17 protein-coding genes are annotated in these 14,032 nt (G+C 63.9%); 3 read left to right on the forward strand and 14 right to left on the reverse strand.

The annotated features are described in order from the left end of the window. Positions 1 to 91 precede the first annotated feature (91 nt). A complete protein-coding gene (locus C5P05_RS32215; protein WP_114973943.1) occupies positions 92 to 487 on the reverse strand; it encodes a VOC family protein in 396 nt (131 codons plus the stop codon). A 182-nt stretch (positions 488 to 669) separates the two neighbouring features. Here C5P05_RS32215 and C5P05_RS32220 point away from each other — a divergent pair, with 182 nt between their 5' ends. After that, positions 670 to 2,871, forward strand: coding sequence for an FUSC family protein (locus C5P05_RS32220; RefSeq protein WP_114973944.1), 2,202 nt, complete (start codon positions 670 to 672; stop codon positions 2,869 to 2,871). Between the two features lie 9 nt (positions 2,872 to 2,880). Here C5P05_RS32220 and C5P05_RS32225 read toward each other — a convergent pair whose 3' ends face one another. After that, positions 2,881 to 3,159: a DUF427 domain-containing protein gene (locus C5P05_RS32225; RefSeq protein ID WP_114973945.1), complete on the reverse strand. Its 279-nt coding sequence runs from the start codon at positions 3,157 to 3,159 to the stop codon at positions 2,881 to 2,883. A 251-nt stretch (positions 3,160 to 3,410) separates the two neighbouring features. Here C5P05_RS32225 and C5P05_RS32230 point away from each other — a divergent pair, with 251 nt between their 5' ends. Continuing rightward, a complete protein-coding gene (locus tag C5P05_RS32230) occupies positions 3,411 to 4,073 on the forward strand; it encodes a CAP domain-containing protein (RefSeq protein WP_232834749.1) in 663 nt (220 codons plus the stop codon). A gap of 28 nt (positions 4,074 to 4,101) precedes the next feature. Here C5P05_RS32230 and C5P05_RS32235 read toward each other — a convergent pair whose 3' ends face one another. Next, entirely contained in the window at positions 4,102 to 4,569 is a 468-nt protein-coding gene (locus tag C5P05_RS32235) for a TerB family tellurite resistance protein (RefSeq protein WP_114973946.1), read from the reverse strand. A gap of 92 nt (positions 4,570 to 4,661) precedes the next feature. Then, positions 4,662 to 5,951, reverse strand: a complete 1,290-nt coding sequence (locus C5P05_RS32240) for a cation:proton antiporter (RefSeq protein ID WP_114973947.1) — start codon at positions 5,949 to 5,951, stop codon at positions 4,662 to 4,664. Between the two features lie 119 nt (positions 5,952 to 6,070). Between C5P05_RS32240 and C5P05_RS32245 the strand changes: the two genes are divergently transcribed. After that, complete coding sequence (locus tag C5P05_RS32245) at positions 6,071 to 6,436, forward strand: HPF/RaiA family ribosome-associated protein (protein ID WP_114973948.1); 366 nt, start codon at positions 6,071 to 6,073, stop codon at positions 6,434 to 6,436. A gap of 24 nt (positions 6,437 to 6,460) precedes the next feature. Here the strand turns inward: C5P05_RS32245 and C5P05_RS32250 are convergent, their stop codons facing one another. From C5P05_RS32250 to C5P05_RS32295, 10 genes are all read right to left on the reverse strand, one after another. Then, positions 6,461 to 7,114, reverse strand: coding sequence for a glycine zipper 2TM domain-containing protein (locus tag C5P05_RS32250; RefSeq protein WP_114973949.1), 654 nt, complete (start codon positions 7,112 to 7,114; stop codon positions 6,461 to 6,463). Between the two features lie 110 nt (positions 7,115 to 7,224). Continuing rightward, entirely contained in the window at positions 7,225 to 7,803 is a 579-nt protein-coding gene (locus C5P05_RS32255; protein ID WP_114973950.1) for a pseudouridine synthase, read from the reverse strand. Between the two features lie 67 nt (positions 7,804 to 7,870). Beyond that, the gene (locus C5P05_RS32260; RefSeq protein ID WP_114973951.1) at positions 7,871 to 8,332 is read right to left on the reverse strand and encodes an RcnB family protein; all 462 of its coding nucleotides are present in this window, start codon (positions 8,330 to 8,332) and stop codon (positions 7,871 to 7,873) included. 134 nt (positions 8,333 to 8,466) lie between these two features. Then, complete coding sequence (locus C5P05_RS32265; RefSeq protein ID WP_114973952.1) at positions 8,467 to 8,751, reverse strand: hypothetical protein; 285 nt, start codon at positions 8,749 to 8,751, stop codon at positions 8,467 to 8,469. A 99-nt stretch (positions 8,752 to 8,850) separates the two neighbouring features. Then, positions 8,851 to 9,042 (reverse strand): 4-oxalocrotonate tautomerase, encoded by a 192-nt coding sequence (locus C5P05_RS32270; RefSeq protein ID WP_114973953.1) that lies wholly within the window; start codon positions 9,040 to 9,042, stop codon positions 8,851 to 8,853. Between the two features lie 37 nt (positions 9,043 to 9,079). After that, entirely contained in the window at positions 9,080 to 9,502 is a 423-nt protein-coding gene (locus tag C5P05_RS32275; RefSeq protein WP_114973954.1) for a DUF6691 family protein, read from the reverse strand. Next, positions 9,499 to 9,972: a YeeE/YedE family protein gene (locus C5P05_RS32280; protein ID WP_114973955.1), complete on the reverse strand. Its 474-nt coding sequence runs from the start codon at positions 9,970 to 9,972 to the stop codon at positions 9,499 to 9,501. Before C5P05_RS32280 ends, C5P05_RS32275 begins: the two co-directional genes overlap by 4 nt. A gap of 9 nt (positions 9,973 to 9,981) precedes the next feature. After that, positions 9,982 to 11,079 carry an alanine racemase gene (gene alr / locus C5P05_RS32285; RefSeq protein ID WP_114973956.1) on the reverse strand — a complete coding sequence of 366 codons (1,098 nt, stop codon included), beginning with the start codon at positions 11,077 to 11,079 and terminating at the stop codon, positions 9,982 to 9,984. Further along, positions 11,046 to 12,371 carry an alanine/glycine:cation symporter family protein gene (locus tag C5P05_RS32290; protein ID WP_198674945.1) on the reverse strand — a complete coding sequence of 442 codons (1,326 nt, stop codon included), beginning with the start codon at positions 12,369 to 12,371 and terminating at the stop codon, positions 11,046 to 11,048. Before C5P05_RS32290 ends, alr begins: the two co-directional genes overlap by 34 nt. 179 nt (positions 12,372 to 12,550) lie before the next feature. Beyond that, on the reverse strand, positions 12,551 to 13,804 hold the full coding sequence (locus tag C5P05_RS32295; RefSeq protein ID WP_114973958.1) for a D-amino acid dehydrogenase: 1,254 nt from the start codon (positions 13,802 to 13,804) through the stop codon (positions 12,551 to 12,553). Between the last annotated feature and the right edge of the window lie 228 nt (positions 13,805 to 14,032).

The following is a 14,032-nucleotide window of genomic DNA, read 5'->3' on the forward strand; positions in this document are numbered from 1 at the left end:
GTAATTATTCCAGTGTTTAAGACGGAAAAACGCTACTTCGAATGCGTACGAACCCCTACTCGAACTCGTTCTTTCGCTGATCTGCTATTGGCTATTTGAGGGAGTGCAGACCGATCATGTTGCCTTCAGTGTCCTGCACGAAGGCAATGAAGCCATGCTCGCCAATGCTCTTTTTGGGTTCCAGCAGCGTGCCGCCACTGGCCTTGGCCCGGGCGGCTTCCACGGCGCAGTCTTCACATGAAAAGTACACCAGCGTGCCGCCGCTGCCTGGCCTCATTTTCGAGCTTTTCACCAACGCACCTGGGGCGCCCGTACCGTCCATGTTCATCGAGAACGTGCACATCTGCACGTCATTGCCCGGTGCCGCGGCCATGTTTTCAATCGGACGTTTGAACACGGCCTCGTAAAACTTCTTGGCCCGGGGTAGATCGCTTACATAAATTTCAAACCAGCCCACGGCATTGGGCTGGACTGCGGTTTTTGCCATGATGACCTCCTGAACAGGCTTGGCGCACTAGTGCGCCAGCGTGAAATCAGTTTAGTAATCGCAAGTCGGCTCCGCAAGTCGCATTTCTGTAAAACCATGTGACAACGATGCGCTTGATGGCCCAGGCCCAGACCCCGCTTTTACATGGATACTCCGTCAACGTTTCAATCCATTCGCCCACCATGCCGATACCTGCTTCCCCTGAACGCCGCACCCGGGCCGCCTTGCGGGTTGTGCTCAGTCACTACGTGGCCAACGGCTTGTCGGCGGCATTGGGCCTGCTGCTGATCTCGGGCAGCGTGCACCTGTTTCTGGGTGCCTTCGCCGCGGCCGCAGCGTCCGTTGGGGTCGTCGTCTGCATTCCGCCCGACCAGCCGGCGCCCAAACGCGGCAAGTTCTGGCAACTTCTGCCAGCAGCACTGATCGGCCTGCCGCTGTTCATTGCCGTGCAGGTGTTGCACGCCAATCCCCTGAGCCTGGGCCTGCTGCTGGTGCCCGCCACCTTCATTGCCTTCCTGGCGGCTGCCTGGGGCAAACGCGGCCTGCCGATTTCGGTCTCCGTCATGTTCGCCATGGTGTTTTCCATGGCCGTGCCGGACCATGCCAGCAGCACCACAGTCCTTGCGACCGGCCTGTATTTTTCGCTCGGCGCGGCCGCCTACCTGCTCTGGGCCACGTTGGCCAATGCCGTGCTCAACGCGCGCTACCGGGTGCAAATGCTGGCGGACACATTGCTGTCGCTGGCCAGCCTCATGCGCACCCAGGCGCAGCAGTTCACCCCCGTGGCGACGGGCGAGCAGGGCGGACGAACCCCCTTGATTGGCCAGCTGCTGCAACAGCAGGCCGCGCTGGCCGACCAGTTGCAGGCGGCGCGCAATATCCTGCTGGAGTCCCCGCGCACGCCGCGTCGCCAGCGCCTGGCCGGCATGCTGATGCAGGTGCTGGAGATGCGCGACCATTTGCTGGCCTGTGAACTCGACCTGGACACACTCAAGTCCCACCCCGGCCACGCGCCGGTATTGAACGTGTTGCGCGAGCTGCTGGATGTGCTGGCCGAAGAGATCGAACAGTTGGCTGATGCCTTGTTGTATGGCCGCCTGCCACTGCCTTTTGAAAGTCACGGGCCGCAACTGGCCTCCCTGCATTGGGCCGAGGACGCACCGTCTGCAGGCGATGGCACCGCCCCGTCGCCGGCTGTGCTGGCCCGGGGCCTGGCCAGCCGCGTCGGTCATATCAACGACGAGACCTTGCGCTTGATTGCGCTGGCGCGCGGCGAGGCCGAGCCTGACGTGGCCTTGGTGCGCACCACCTGGCAGATGTTCGTGAGCCCCACCACCTGGTCATGGCGGCCTTTTGTCGCCATGTGGCGCTGGGATGCGCCGCCACTGCGTCATGCCATCCGCGCCGCGCTCGCCATCGGCACCGCCTACGCCATCTCGCTGGCGCTGCCCTGGGGCACGCATGACTACTGGATTTTGCTGACCATCGTGGTGGTGCTGCGCGGCAGTCTGGCCCAGACCCTGGAGCGGCGCAACAGCCGGGTGCTCGGCACCCTGATGGGCTGCGTGCTGGCGGGGGCGCTGTTGTCCGCCCATGTTCCGCTGCTGGCGCTGCTGGTGATCCTGACGTTGGCCCAGGCGGTGGCCCACGCCTTTGCCATCAAGCGCTATCTGGTCACCGCCGTGGCCGCCACGGTGCTCGGCTTGTTGCAAACCCACTTGCTCAATGCCGGCACCAGCCCCGCCTTCGATGTGTTGGAGCGGGTGGCCGATACGCTGATCGGCGTCACCCTGGCCTGGGCCTTCAGCTATGTGCTGCCTTCGTGGGAGCGCAGCCAGATTCCGGCCCTGGTGGCGCGCGCCCTCGCGGCCCAGGCGCGCCATGCCCGTGTCGCACTCGCGCTGGGGCAGTTACAGGCGGTGGACAACGAGCCCGAACTGGAGTGGCGGCTCGCCCGGCGCGAGGCTTACGACAGCCTCTCGGCCCTGGTCCAGGCCACCCAGCGCTCGCTCTCGGAGCCTCGTGCCGTGCGCCCGCCGCTGGAGCCTCTGGGACGCCTGCTCGCCCACAGTTACCAGTTGCTGGCGCAGCTGACGTCGGTCAAGACCATGCTGATGCTGCGCCGCGGACGCTTGCAACCAGCGCAAATTCGCGCACCGCTGATGCAGGCCGGCGCGGCCATCGATGCCACGCTGACCGCCCGCCAGCCGCTGGCGACGCCGGGCGCACCGCGCGCCAATACATCGCTGGAGCCGCTGACCTTGCCCGACCCCTTTGAGAGTGACCTCAGCCCCTGGATGCTGCGCCGCCTCGACCTAGCGACCGGCATTGCGGTGCAATTGCGCATGGATGCCGATCAGGTGCTGCAACCGGCTGGCGCTTGATCGCCGGGGTCATTCCACCGTCACACCCTTCCAGAACGCGACGCGCCCGCGCACCATGTCGGCTTCGGGTTTGGGCTCGGGGTAGTACCAGACGGCGTCGGTGTTGAGGTCGCCGTTGACCATCAACGAGTAATAGCTGGCTTGGCCTTTCCAGGCGCACGAGGTTTTGTGGTTGCTGAAAGTGGTGAACTCGCGCTTCAAGGCGCTTTCGGGGAAATAGTGGTTGCCTTCCACCAGCACGGTGTCCTCACTCTCGGCAATAACGGTGTTGTTCCAGATGGCTTTCATGCAGTGCTTTCAAGGTGGTTTGAGTTGAGGTCGGCGTTCTCCGCGCGTTGGACCCCTGGCAATATAGAGCAAATTCTCCTGTGGGCGAACGCCCTGGTGTCGAGCTGGTGCCGCAAGGGGCGTCATTGAATTTTTTTTAATACGTTTGCTTACAAGAAGTTTTTCGCGGCGAGGGCTGATCAAAGCAGAATCCGGCCTTCCCATCCCTCAACTCTGTACTCCCGATGAATGTTCAATTATCCGAACGCTTGATGCGTTCAAGTCTGGTGCTGTGCCTGTGTTCTGCCGTGTTTGCCTGCGGTGGCGGCTCGGATGGCGATTCGACCAATGCCTCAGCACCGTTGCCTGAGCCGGTCCAGGCCTCGACCGCCGATCTCACGCCCGATGCCGTGATGGACCGGTCACGCCGCACACCGACACCTGCACCGGCGCCTACGCCCACGCCAGTCCCAACGGGTACGGCCGCCAACGCGAGCTGCGGCCTGAATGGCACGGCCGGTATTCAGGCCGAAATATTGCAGCGGGTCAATGCCTTGCGTGCAGCGGGTGCCGTGTGCGGGTCCAAAACCTACGCCGCCACCACGCCCTTAAATTGGAACAGCATGTTACTGACGGCGGCCACGGGGCATTCCGCGGACATGGCAAAGAACAATTATTTCTCCCATACCAGCCTGGACGGCAGAACCTTTGACCAACGGATCACCGCCGCTGGTTACAGCTGGAGCGCCGTAGGTGAGAACATTGCCGCCGGTCAGACCTCGGTGCAGAGCGTCATGACGAGCTGGATCAACAGCCCCGGCCATTGCCAGAACCTGATGAATCCCAGCTACCGTGATATTGGCGTGGCCTGCGTGCGCAACGATGCCGCGACCTACCGCCTCTACTGGACCATGGATCTGGGTCGAAGCCGATAGATAGCGCGGGCCCGGCGCGGCCCCGTGCTCAGCCCAGGTGAGCGGCTTCCTTGGCCCGCATCTTGGCTGCAATGTATTCGCCATGGGTCACATGCAGCAGGCCGGCAATTTTGCTGATCAGGTGATTTTCATGCGCGTCTAGATGCGCATCGGCGTAGGCCACCTGCCACATCGATTCAACGATGCGAATCTTCTGCTCCTGCGTGAAGTGCTCGTTGATGCTGGAAGTGAAGGCGTGGTAGTCCGAGGCGCGTGTGGCCGTTTGCTCGGCCAGCGCCACCAGCCGGGCCAGCTCCTCGGCATTGAGCGCAAATTTCTGGCGCAGCGCGGCGACCACGGCCTCCCGCTCGGCCGCCCCGATGTCGGGGTCGGCGCGCATGACTTCCACCAGCAAGACGGCGGTCGCCAGTTGCAGTGCGTGTTCGCGCTCCGCTGGCGACGGGCTGGCGGCCGCGGTCGTGAAGGTGTTGAACAGCTCTTTAAGAGTTCGCAACATGCAAGATCCTCATCAATGTTGTAAATTTATAAATTTTAGGCCTCTAGCTCTCGTGGAATAAGCGCAGGTAGCTATATAAAATATAGCAAATCCTAGGGCGTGGAGATCTGTTTGCTGCGGCGCCAGAAATACCCCATCAAGGGTTTGACGCTGATGCCGTGCAGAAGAATGGACAGCGTCACCACAATCAGTGTCAGCTGAATCAAATGCATGGCCAGCGCTTCGGGCAGCCCGTGCTGGATGGCGAACATCAGGTAGTAGAGCGAGCCGATGCCGCGCACGCCAAACCAGGCGGTCATGCCGCGTATCCGCCACGCCGTGCGCGTTCCCAGTAGGGCGAGCAGGACACTGATCGGGCGCGCCACCAGGAACAAAAACAGGGCCAGCCCCACCGTTTCCCAGCTCCAGGACGTGAGAAACAGGGAACCACCGACCAGCAGAATCAGGGTCAATTCCGACAGCCGTTCCAGATGTTCCTTGAAGACCAGCGAGCCCTGACTGACCGTGGGCACGGGCTCGGGAGAGGACTCAGGCAGGGCTTCGGGCGCCAGGCTTGGATTTGTCGCCTGGGACAGTTTCAGCTCGGTCTGGCGCAAGGCAACGGCAGCGAAGAACACCGCCAGAAAACCCCAGGCATTCACCAGCACCGTCAGGCCATAGACCACACCAATCAGCCCGAGGCCCAGGAAGTCGTCCATCAGTTCATGTTTGTGCGGTTCACGCCGCAGTTTCCAGCCCAGCCACGCCAGGGTAGTGCCTCCGACGACGCCGATGGCAACGCCGGCCCCGGCGGCCCACAGCACATCCACCAGGACCCAGCGCAGGCCGCTATCGCCCAGGTCATGTAGGCCCAGCAGGCCCAGGCCCAGCATCACAAACGGGAAGGCGCTGCCGTCGTTCATGCCGGCCTCGCTGGTCAGGGTAAAGCGCAATAAATCGCGGTCGCCGGGATGGCGCACCTGCACATCGGTGGCCAGCACCGGATCGGTCGGCGCCAGGATCGCGCCCAGCAATATGCCGGCACCCAAGGGCAGGCTCAGCACATACCAGGCAAAGGCCGCAATCAGCGCGACGGTGATGCTCATGGACACAGTCGCCAGCAGAATCGGTGTGCGCCAGCGGGTAAAACTGAAGGGTACCGGCATTTTGACCCCGGCCGCAAACAGGGAAATCAGCACAGCGACTTCCGTCAGCACTTCCATCAACGCCGATTCCTTGAGGGGATTGAAATGAAACACATTGAGCACGCTCGGACCCACCAGCAGTCCCACCGCCAGATACACAATGGCGGCCGTGACCGGCAAGTGCTTGAGCACGGTGGACGTGAGGCCCCGGATCAGCAGCAAACCGCCTACGAGCAAGAACCACTGCGCGTTAGTCATGGGTGGGGTCCAAATACATGGCCAACAGTTTAGTCCGGGGGCTTATGCGGGAGATACACGCAGTCTGTAAATATCTCCTTGTCCTACGTCGGGCTACCGTAGCGGGTCAATAATGGCGTATGCAAATCCAAATCAATACCGACCATCACATTGAAGGTCACGAGGCGCTGGCGGCGTGGGCCACTGGCGAAGTGGGCACCGCCCTGAGCCACCACAAGGGTCACATCACGCGGGTGGAAGTGCACCTGAGTGACGACAACGGCCACAAGAGCGGCCAGACCGACAAACGCTGCGTGATGGAAGCGCGCCTGGAAGGCCGCCAGCCGATGGCTGTCACCCACCACGCGCAAACCCTGTACCTGGCCGTCACCGGCGCGGCAGACAAGCTGAACCGCTTGATCGAGAGCACCCTCGGTCGCGCCGCGCGTTCAGACACGTCGCCACGAACCGATGTGCCTCCAGTGGAGCCGGCCGATCAGGTTTGATTTTTCCCGGGGGATCGCCCCGATTCAGCGCCAGTGACGGCGACCGCGATGCCCGTCGCCATAGCCGAAATTGAATTCAAGGCCAACGGGCGGGTAATAAGGGCGGGCGTAATAGCCCGGATACACGGGTGGCGCCACCAGCACCTCGGCCGGCTGGACATACATCGGCTGTTGATAGCTTGTGTTGACCGGTGGAGCCTCCATTTCTGAACTGGAGCCCAAGGGCGACACTTGAAGCTGGATGGTGGGACCCGGGTCGGTCGGCATTTGCACGTTGTACTGCTTGCCGGCATATTCATAGACCACGTTGTAGGCCACTGGCCGGTTCTCATAAAAGGTCTGGGTGCCACAGCGCTGCACGTTTTGAACCTGTGCTCCGGGTGCGCCTTCTACCCTGTCCCCCAGAATTGCCCCGCCAAAAATGCCAAGCGCGGTTGCCGCGACCCTGCCGTTACCGGCCCCGATGGCATTGCCCACGGCCCCGCCCGCGATGGCGCCCATCACGGCACCGGCGCCCGACCTGGGCTGCTGCACCACCACTTGCTCGGTTGAACAGACGTTTCTGGGCACGCCGACCTGCTGGATGATGGGTGTGGAAGAGATCACACGCCCCACTTCTTGTGCCAGGCACAGCCCGCTTGTGACCATCGCCGCAGACAGTAAAAGAAGTTTTTTCATGATGCTTGTGCGTGAAGTTGAGGGAATTGTCTAGCTTGAATCATGGCGTTTTGACTGCTGGATTTGGTTGTAGTTCAGTTAACCCAAGGTAAAGAACGTTTCAATCTGGATCAGGTTGACGCCCACCCGTCTTCTGGAACGACGCACTCCCGGCAGGTGCCCGGCGCCAGCCCGTCCAGGGTGTGGGGGCCAATCGCGGCGCGGATCAGGCGCAGGGTAGGAAAGCCCACCGCCGCCGTCATGCGGCGGACCTGGCGGTTGCGGCCCTCGGTGATGGCCAGCTCGACCCAGGCCGTGGGGATGGCCTGGCGAACGCGAACGGGCGGCTCGCGCTCCCATAGCGCAGGCGGCGCCATCAGACTGGCTCGGGCCGCCCGGGTGGGCCCGTCATTGAGCTGCACGCCCTGGCGCAAGGCCTGCAGCGCCGCCGCGTCTGGAATACCTTCCACCTGCACCCAGTAGGTCTTTTCCATCTTGTAGCGCGGGTCGGCGATGCGGGCCTGGAGCTTGCCGTCGTTGGTCAGCAGCAGCAGGCCCTCGCTGTCCGCATCGAGCCGGCCGGCCACATAAACGCCCGGGATGTCGATGAAGTCTTTCAGCCCGCGCCAGCGCCCTTCAGGGGTGAACTGGCTGAGCACGCCGTAGGGCTTGTTGAACAGAATCAGGCGGGACGGACTGGAGAAATTCATGGCCGATCAGCATAGCATTCCCCATTGGCGGGTGCGGCCCGCCTGAGCCGCCCCGGGCGCCATGTCTTTACTGGCTGAGCACCATATGCGCAATCAGGCCCGTGGCAATGGCGATCAGCACATAGTCCGGCCCCACCTGCACCCACTGTTGGCCACGCGGGGGCGGGCTCAGGCGGTGCGCGCGGTAGTCCGTTACGTAGTACTGGCGGTCCCGGAACTCACGCGGAATGTGGCCGCCGCGCCGGAAGTCCGGGCTGCGCGCGTTGTAGTAATAGTGGTGCTCGCTTCGACGCGCGTCACGGTAGTCAAAGCGGTGATCGTTCCGATTGTCAAAACGGCGGTCGTCGCGGCGTCCGTCATGGCGCTCATTGCGCATCTGCTCACGCTGATCAAAGTGGCGTGGCCCTTGCTGTTCAGCCCGCGGGAGCTCGTCGCGCGCCCCGCGCCGGTCATTGCCCTGCGCGAACGAGAGGGCGCTGAAGCTGAGGCTGGCTGCGGCAATGGCACAAACAATGGCGGTGGATTTCATGGTGCGTCTCCTTGTGGTTAAGTGAGACTCCATGGTCTGCGCCCCATGTATCGCTTGTGTTAATGGCCAAGGCCATTGTGCAAAGAAGGGTCGCCAGATGTGCCGGCACCCGGCGTCGCGGGACCGATTTCGCCTCAGGCGCGGGCGGCTTCCTCGTGCCGGTCCGCTGCTGCGAACAGATCGTCGGCAAAACGCGGGTCGCACTGGATCTGTTCCACGGCGAAGGCGCGCAGTTGTTCGGCCTCCTCAAACGCGGTCATGGCGGGCCGTGACTGGCTGGCGCTGAAGCGCGATCCGGCGGCTGCCCACAGTGCCAGTGCCAGCCGATGGCCCGCAATGGCCAGTCCGTGCAAGGCCTCGCCCACGCTTGAGGGTTGCGTCGGCGCGAGGTTCAGAGAATGCAGTGTCGAGCTTGTCATGGCAAATCCTCCTATAGAAATGACTTATGCTGCACTGCAGTATAGGGTAAACCCTAGGTTTGTGCTTGCCGCGGGGCTTTGGAGGCCCTGGCGCAGCGCTTACGAGCGCGGTTCAGTCCACAGCACGCCACCGGTGGCCCAGTTTTCGCGTTTGACGTCGGTGATCAAAATATCCACCGATTCGGGGCTGCCGCCCAGCACTTCCACCGTGACGCGGGTGATTTCTGCCACCAGCTTTTTCTTCTGTTCGAGGGTGCGACCTTCCATCATTTCGATGTGGTATGTAGGCATGTTTTTCCTTGGTATGAGTTGTAGAGAAAGGCTGGCTTCACTTGGCCCTGATCCCCTGCACCAACGCGCCCAGCGCAATGCCGGCCAGCGCCCAGAGCAAGTCCCAGTTGCCCGCGCCCAAGCCGGCAATGGCCGGGCCGGGGCAGACACCGCACAGGCCCCAGCCGACGCCGAATAGAGCCGCGCCCACCAGGGTGTCGCGATTCCATGTGCTGGGGTGCTTGTGGAAGTGGTCGTCCAGCAGCGGCCGGGCCAGCAAGCGGGGCGCCAGCTGATAGACCAGCAGCACCACCAGTACCGCGCCGCCCATCACCAGCATCAGGCCGAAGTCCTGAAAACGCAAAAAGCTCAGCACCACCTCGGGCCGGATCATGGTGGCGTATGACAGGCCAAAGCCGAACAGCGCGCCCGCCGCCAGCGTGGCGAGCGACTTGGGGAGGGTCGTGTTGGCGGTGCTCATGCCAGCCACCTTGCGGCGAGGTTGGCCGTGAGGAAGGCGGTCGCCATGAAGGTCAGCACCGCCAGCAGCGACGGCCACTGCAGCGAGCCCAGCCCGCAAATGCCGTGACCCGAGGTGCAGCCATTGCCCAGACGCGCGCCGTAGCCGACAAAGAACCCGCCCACCAGCAACTGCCAGACCGGCACCGCCGTGGCTTCGCGCACGCCGCCGGCAAAGCCCAGCCACCACACCAGCGCGCCCAGGATCAAGCCCAGCGCGTACACCAGCCGCCAGCCGCGCGAATCGACAAAGCGCCCCTGCTGAAAAAACGGCCGGCGCACCACATAAGACCAGGTGCTTGAGAACACCGTGCTCATGCCGCCGATGCGGCCGGTCAGCACGAACAGCAGCGCCGCCCCTGTGCCGATAAGCACTCCGCCCAGCAGATAGTGCTGCCAGCCGAGAGGAAAGAGAGAAACAGAAAGATCCATGGCCGGGGATTATCCATAACTCCGCTCGTATCGGCTCCCCAGGCTGGTGAGGATCTCGTAGCCAATCGTGCCCGCGCGGGCCGCGACGTCATCCACGGTGTGTTGCGGCGACAGCAGGTCAAGCAGGGTGCCGGGGCCGATGGCCCCTTCGGGCAGTGCGGTGATTTCGACGGTGATCGTGTCCATTGACACCCTTCCGACCAGCGGCAGTTCCGTCTCACCCAGCCAGGCCGCGCCGCGTCCGCTCAGGCTGCGCAGGTAGCCGTCCGCATAACCCACCGACACCGTGGCGATGCGGCTGGCCTGTGGCGCCACCCAGCTGAAGCTGTAGCCGACCGCGGCGCCGGCCGCCACCGTGCGCGTCTGGATCACCTTGCCTTGCAGCCGCACCACCGGTCGCATCGGGTTCGGTCTGCCGGGTACGGGCGCCACGCCGTACAGCGCCGCGCCCGGCCGCGCTAGCTCGAAGTGGTAGGCCGAGCCCAGGAAGATGCCGGATGAATTGGCGAACGTCGCCGGTGCCGCCGGCAGCAGGCGGCGCGCCGCGACAAAGTTCGCCAGCTGCACTGCGTTGGCGGGGTGATCCGGCTCGTCGGCGCAGGCCAGGTGGCTCATCACGTAGGCCACGGCAATGCCGTCGAAGGCCGATGGCTCGCGGGCGAGTTGCTGCAACTCGGGCGCTGACAGGCCGAGCCGCGCCATGCCGCTGTCCACCTGCACAATGGCCGGCAGACGCCGCCCGAGGCTGATCGCCACATCGCGCCAGGCATCAATCTGCTGGCGGCTGTTGAGCACCGGCACCAGGCCGTGGGCCGCGCACTCGGCCTCGGCGCCGGGCGGCACGCCGTGCATCACATACACCGTGGCCTGCGCCGGCAGATGCGGGCGCAGCGCCATGCCCTCGTCCAGATGCGCGACAAAAAAGTGCTTGCAACCGGCACCCGCCAGTGCCGGGCCGACCCGCGAGGCGCCCAGCCCGTAGGCATCGGCCTTCACCACCGCCGCGCAATCGGCCGGCGCCACCCGGGCGGCCAGCAGCCGCCAGTTGTCGCAGATGGCATTCAGGTCGATGCTTACCAGCGCACCGGCACCGTGGAGGGAGCGCATATCAGATCCTTTCGGTCAAAATAATCATTCGTCACCTTGGCAACCACGGGTGACAACAGCACCAGCGACACCAGGTTGGGGAAGGCCATGAAGGCGTTCAGCGTGTCTGCCAGCAGCCAGACAAAATCCAGCTGCGTGACCGCGCCGACCATCACGAACAGGGTCCACAGCACGCGATAAGGCACTTCGACCTTGCTGCCTAATAGGTACTCCCAGCATTTCTCGCCGTAGTAGGCCCAACCCAGGATCGTGGTGAAGGCGAACACCGCCAGCGCGATGGCCAGCAAATACTGGCCAAAGCCCGGAAAGGCTGTGGCGAACGCGCTCGAACTCAGTTCCGCGCCCTTCAGGCCACTGTTCCAGACGCCGGTCACGATCAGCACCAGGCCGGTCATGGTGCAGACGACGATGGTGTCGATGAAGGTGCCCATCATGCCGACCAGGCCGGACTCGGCCGCGTTCTTGGTCTGGCCGGCGGCCTGTGCGATGCCGGCGGTGCCCAGACCCGCCTCGTTGGAGAAGATGCCGCGTGCCACGCCGTAGCGCATGGCCAGCATGATGGTGGCACCGGTGAAGCCGCCGGTGGCCGCAAGGGGGGTGAACGCATGTTTGAAAATCAGCGCGAAGGCCTGCGGGATCTGATCGGCATACATGCCCAGCACAATCAGCGACGCGACGATGTAGCCAATGCACATGGCCGGCACCAGTTTCTCCGCCACCGCGCCAATGCGCTTGACGCCGCCCAGCAGCACGAAGCCGGTCAGCACCATCATCACCGCACCCGAGACCCAGGGCGATATGCCAAAGCTGGAACTGAGCACGGCGGCGATGCTGTTGGACTGCACCATGTTGCCGATGCCGAAACCGGCCAGCCCGCCGAACAGCGCAAAGGCCGCACCCAGCCAGGCCCAATGGCGCCCCAGGCCGTTCTTGATCGCGAACATGGGCCCACCGATGTGCTCGCCGTGGTCATCGGTTTCGCGGAAATGCACCGCCAGCAGCACCTCGGCGTATTTGGTGGCCATGCCGACCAGCGCCGTCATCCACATCCAGAACAGCGCGCCCGGCCCACCGATGGCAATCGCCGTGGCCACGCCGGCGATGTTGCCGGTGCCCACGGTGGCCGCCAGCGCGGTCATCAAGGCGGCATAGGGCGTGATTTCGCCCTCGGCGCCGGCCTCGGGTTTGCGGCCTTTCCAGACCATGCGAAAGCCGGTGACGATGCGCAGGATGGGCATCAGCTTGAGCCGCAGCTGCAAGAACAGGCCGGTGCCCAGGATCAGCACCAGCATCGGCGGTCCCCAGACGAAGTCGTTGATCGCCGTGACGATCGAAGTGAGTGTTTCCACGTTTTGTCTCCTGGTAGTTGTGGTTAATTCAGATGAAGCTGTGCCTGCCGCACGTTTTGTCATGCAGCAGGGAAGCACCGGTCATGCCGGCGCTGAATGCGGTGATGCGAGGTGCGAAAAGCTCAGCCGTAGCGGGCCACGGTCAGGCCTTCCATGCTGATGTCGGGCTGGCGGCCGCTGATCAGGTCGGCCATCACGCGACCGGTGCCGGCGGCCATGGTCCAGCCCAAGGTGCCGTGGCCGGTGCTCAGGAACAGGTTGTCGATCGGCGTCTCCCCCACGATCGGCGTGCCGTCTGGCGTCATCGGGCGCAGGCCGGTCCAGAACTCGGCCTGGCTCACATCGCCGCCCTGCGGAAACAGGTCGCCCACGACAAACTCCAGCGTGCGGCGCCGGTTTTCGGTCAGGTCCAGGTCGAAGCCCGAGAGCTGCGCCGTGCCGCCGACGCGGATGCGATCGCCGAGCCGGGTGACGGCCACCTTGTGCGTCTCGTCCATGATGGTGGACTCGGGCGCCTTGGTCGCATCGGTGATGGGCACCGTGATCGAGAAGCCCTTGACCGGGTACACCGGGATACGGATGCCCAGCGGCGCCAGCATGCGCGTGGAGTAGCTGCCCAGCGCCAGCACGTAGCGGTCGGCGGTCAGCAGCCCGGCGCCGGTGCGCACACCGCTGATGCGCTTGCCGCTGCGTTCCACACTCTCGATGTCCACGTCGAAGCGGAATTTCACGCCCAGCGCCTTGGCCTTTTCGGCCAGCGTGTTGGTGAACTTGAAGCAGTCGCCGGTCTCGTCGCCCGGCAGGCGCAACGCGCCGACGAACTTGTCCTGCACATCGGCCAGCGCCGGCTCGTATTGCAGGTAACCGGTGCGGTCCAGCAGCTGGTAGGGCACGCCATATTCCTTCAGGATTTCGATGTCCTTGGCCGTGCCGTCGAGCTGCTTTTGCGTGCGAAACAGCTGCAGCGTGCCCTGGTCCCGGTCGTCGTACTCGATGCCGATCTCGGTGCGCAGCTCCTTCAGGCAGTCGCGGCTGTACTCGGCCAGGCGCACCATGCGGCCCTTGTTTACGCGGTAGCGCGCCTCGGTGCAGTTGCGCAGCATCGACAGGCCCCAGCGCCACATGGCGGGGTCGAGCATGGGTTTGATGACCAGCGGGCTGTGGTGCATCAGCAGCCACTGGATGGCCTTGAGCGGCACGCCCGGGCCGGCCCAGGGCGCCGAATAGCCTGGCGAGACCTCGCCCGCGTTGGCATAGCTGGTCTCCAGGCCCGGGCCGGGCTGGCGATCCACCACCTCGACCTCGTGGCCGGCACGGGCCAGGTAATAAGCCACCGTGGTGCCGATAACACCACTGCCAAGAATGAGTACGCGCATGTTCTTGCTCCAAAACGCCCGGTGCCGCGCGAGGGCGCAGCGTCAATGGGCTGATGGCAGTGCTCTACGCAAAGCCCGTGCCACCGGTTCGCAAGCTGGAAAACTCAATGAAAACAAGGACTTGGCGCGTGAGTTTGCCGGCGCCCGCAGACGCGTCTGTATGCAAATCAAGACGGTAGCGCCGCTGGCAGCGCACTTCTTCCCAAAATCATGAGCAGTGACAAGCAT

Source organism: Rhodoferax ferrireducens, assembly GCF_003347515.1.
Classification (GTDB): Bacteria; Pseudomonadota; Gammaproteobacteria; order Burkholderiales; family Burkholderiaceae_C; genus Rhodoferax.

Excerpts from the sequence above, each read along its gene's own strand:
- C5P05_RS32215 (WP_114973943.1), bottom strand. The coding sequence starts at position 487 with ATGGCAAAAACCGCAGTCCAGCCCAATGCCGTGGGCTGGTTTGAAATT.
- C5P05_RS32220 (WP_114973944.1), top strand. The coding sequence starts at position 670 with ATGCCGATACCTGCTTCCCCTGAACGCCGCACCCGGGCCGCCTTGCGG.
- C5P05_RS32225 (WP_114973945.1), bottom strand. The coding sequence starts at position 3,159 with ATGAAAGCCATCTGGAACAACACCGTTATTGCCGAGAGTGAGGACACC.
- C5P05_RS32230 (WP_232834749.1), top strand. The coding sequence starts at position 3,411 with ATGCGTTCAAGTCTGGTGCTGTGCCTGTGTTCTGCCGTGTTTGCCTGC.
- C5P05_RS32235 (WP_114973946.1), bottom strand. The coding sequence starts at position 4,569 with ATGTTGCGAACTCTTAAAGAGCTGTTCAACACCTTCACGACCGCGGCC.
- C5P05_RS32240 (WP_114973947.1), bottom strand. The coding sequence starts at position 5,951 with ATGACTAACGCGCAGTGGTTCTTGCTCGTAGGCGGTTTGCTGCTGATC.
- C5P05_RS32245 (WP_114973948.1), top strand. The coding sequence starts at position 6,071 with ATGCAAATCCAAATCAATACCGACCATCACATTGAAGGTCACGAGGCG.
- C5P05_RS32250 (WP_114973949.1), bottom strand. The coding sequence starts at position 7,114 with ATGAAAAAACTTCTTTTACTGTCTGCGGCGATGGTCACAAGCGGGCTG.
- C5P05_RS32255 (WP_114973950.1), bottom strand. The coding sequence starts at position 7,803 with ATGAATTTCTCCAGTCCGTCCCGCCTGATTCTGTTCAACAAGCCCTAC.
- C5P05_RS32260 (WP_114973951.1), bottom strand. The coding sequence starts at position 8,332 with ATGAAATCCACCGCCATTGTTTGTGCCATTGCCGCAGCCAGCCTCAGC.
- C5P05_RS32265 (WP_114973952.1), bottom strand. The coding sequence starts at position 8,751 with ATGACAAGCTCGACACTGCATTCTCTGAACCTCGCGCCGACGCAACCC.
- C5P05_RS32270 (WP_114973953.1), bottom strand. The coding sequence starts at position 9,042 with ATGCCTACATACCACATCGAAATGATGGAAGGTCGCACCCTCGAACAG.
- C5P05_RS32275 (WP_114973954.1), bottom strand. The coding sequence starts at position 9,502 with ATGAGCACCGCCAACACGACCCTCCCCAAGTCGCTCGCCACGCTGGCG.
- C5P05_RS32280 (WP_114973955.1), bottom strand. The coding sequence starts at position 9,972 with ATGGATCTTTCTGTTTCTCTCTTTCCTCTCGGCTGGCAGCACTATCTG.
- alr (WP_114973956.1), bottom strand. The coding sequence starts at position 11,079 with ATGCGCTCCCTCCACGGTGCCGGTGCGCTGGTAAGCATCGACCTGAAT.
- C5P05_RS32290 (WP_198674945.1), bottom strand. The coding sequence starts at position 12,371 with ATGCTGGTGCTGATCCTGGGCACCGGCCTGTTCTTGCAGCTGCGGCTC.
- C5P05_RS32295 (WP_114973958.1), bottom strand. The coding sequence starts at position 13,804 with ATGCGCGTACTCATTCTTGGCAGTGGTGTTATCGGCACCACGGTGGCT.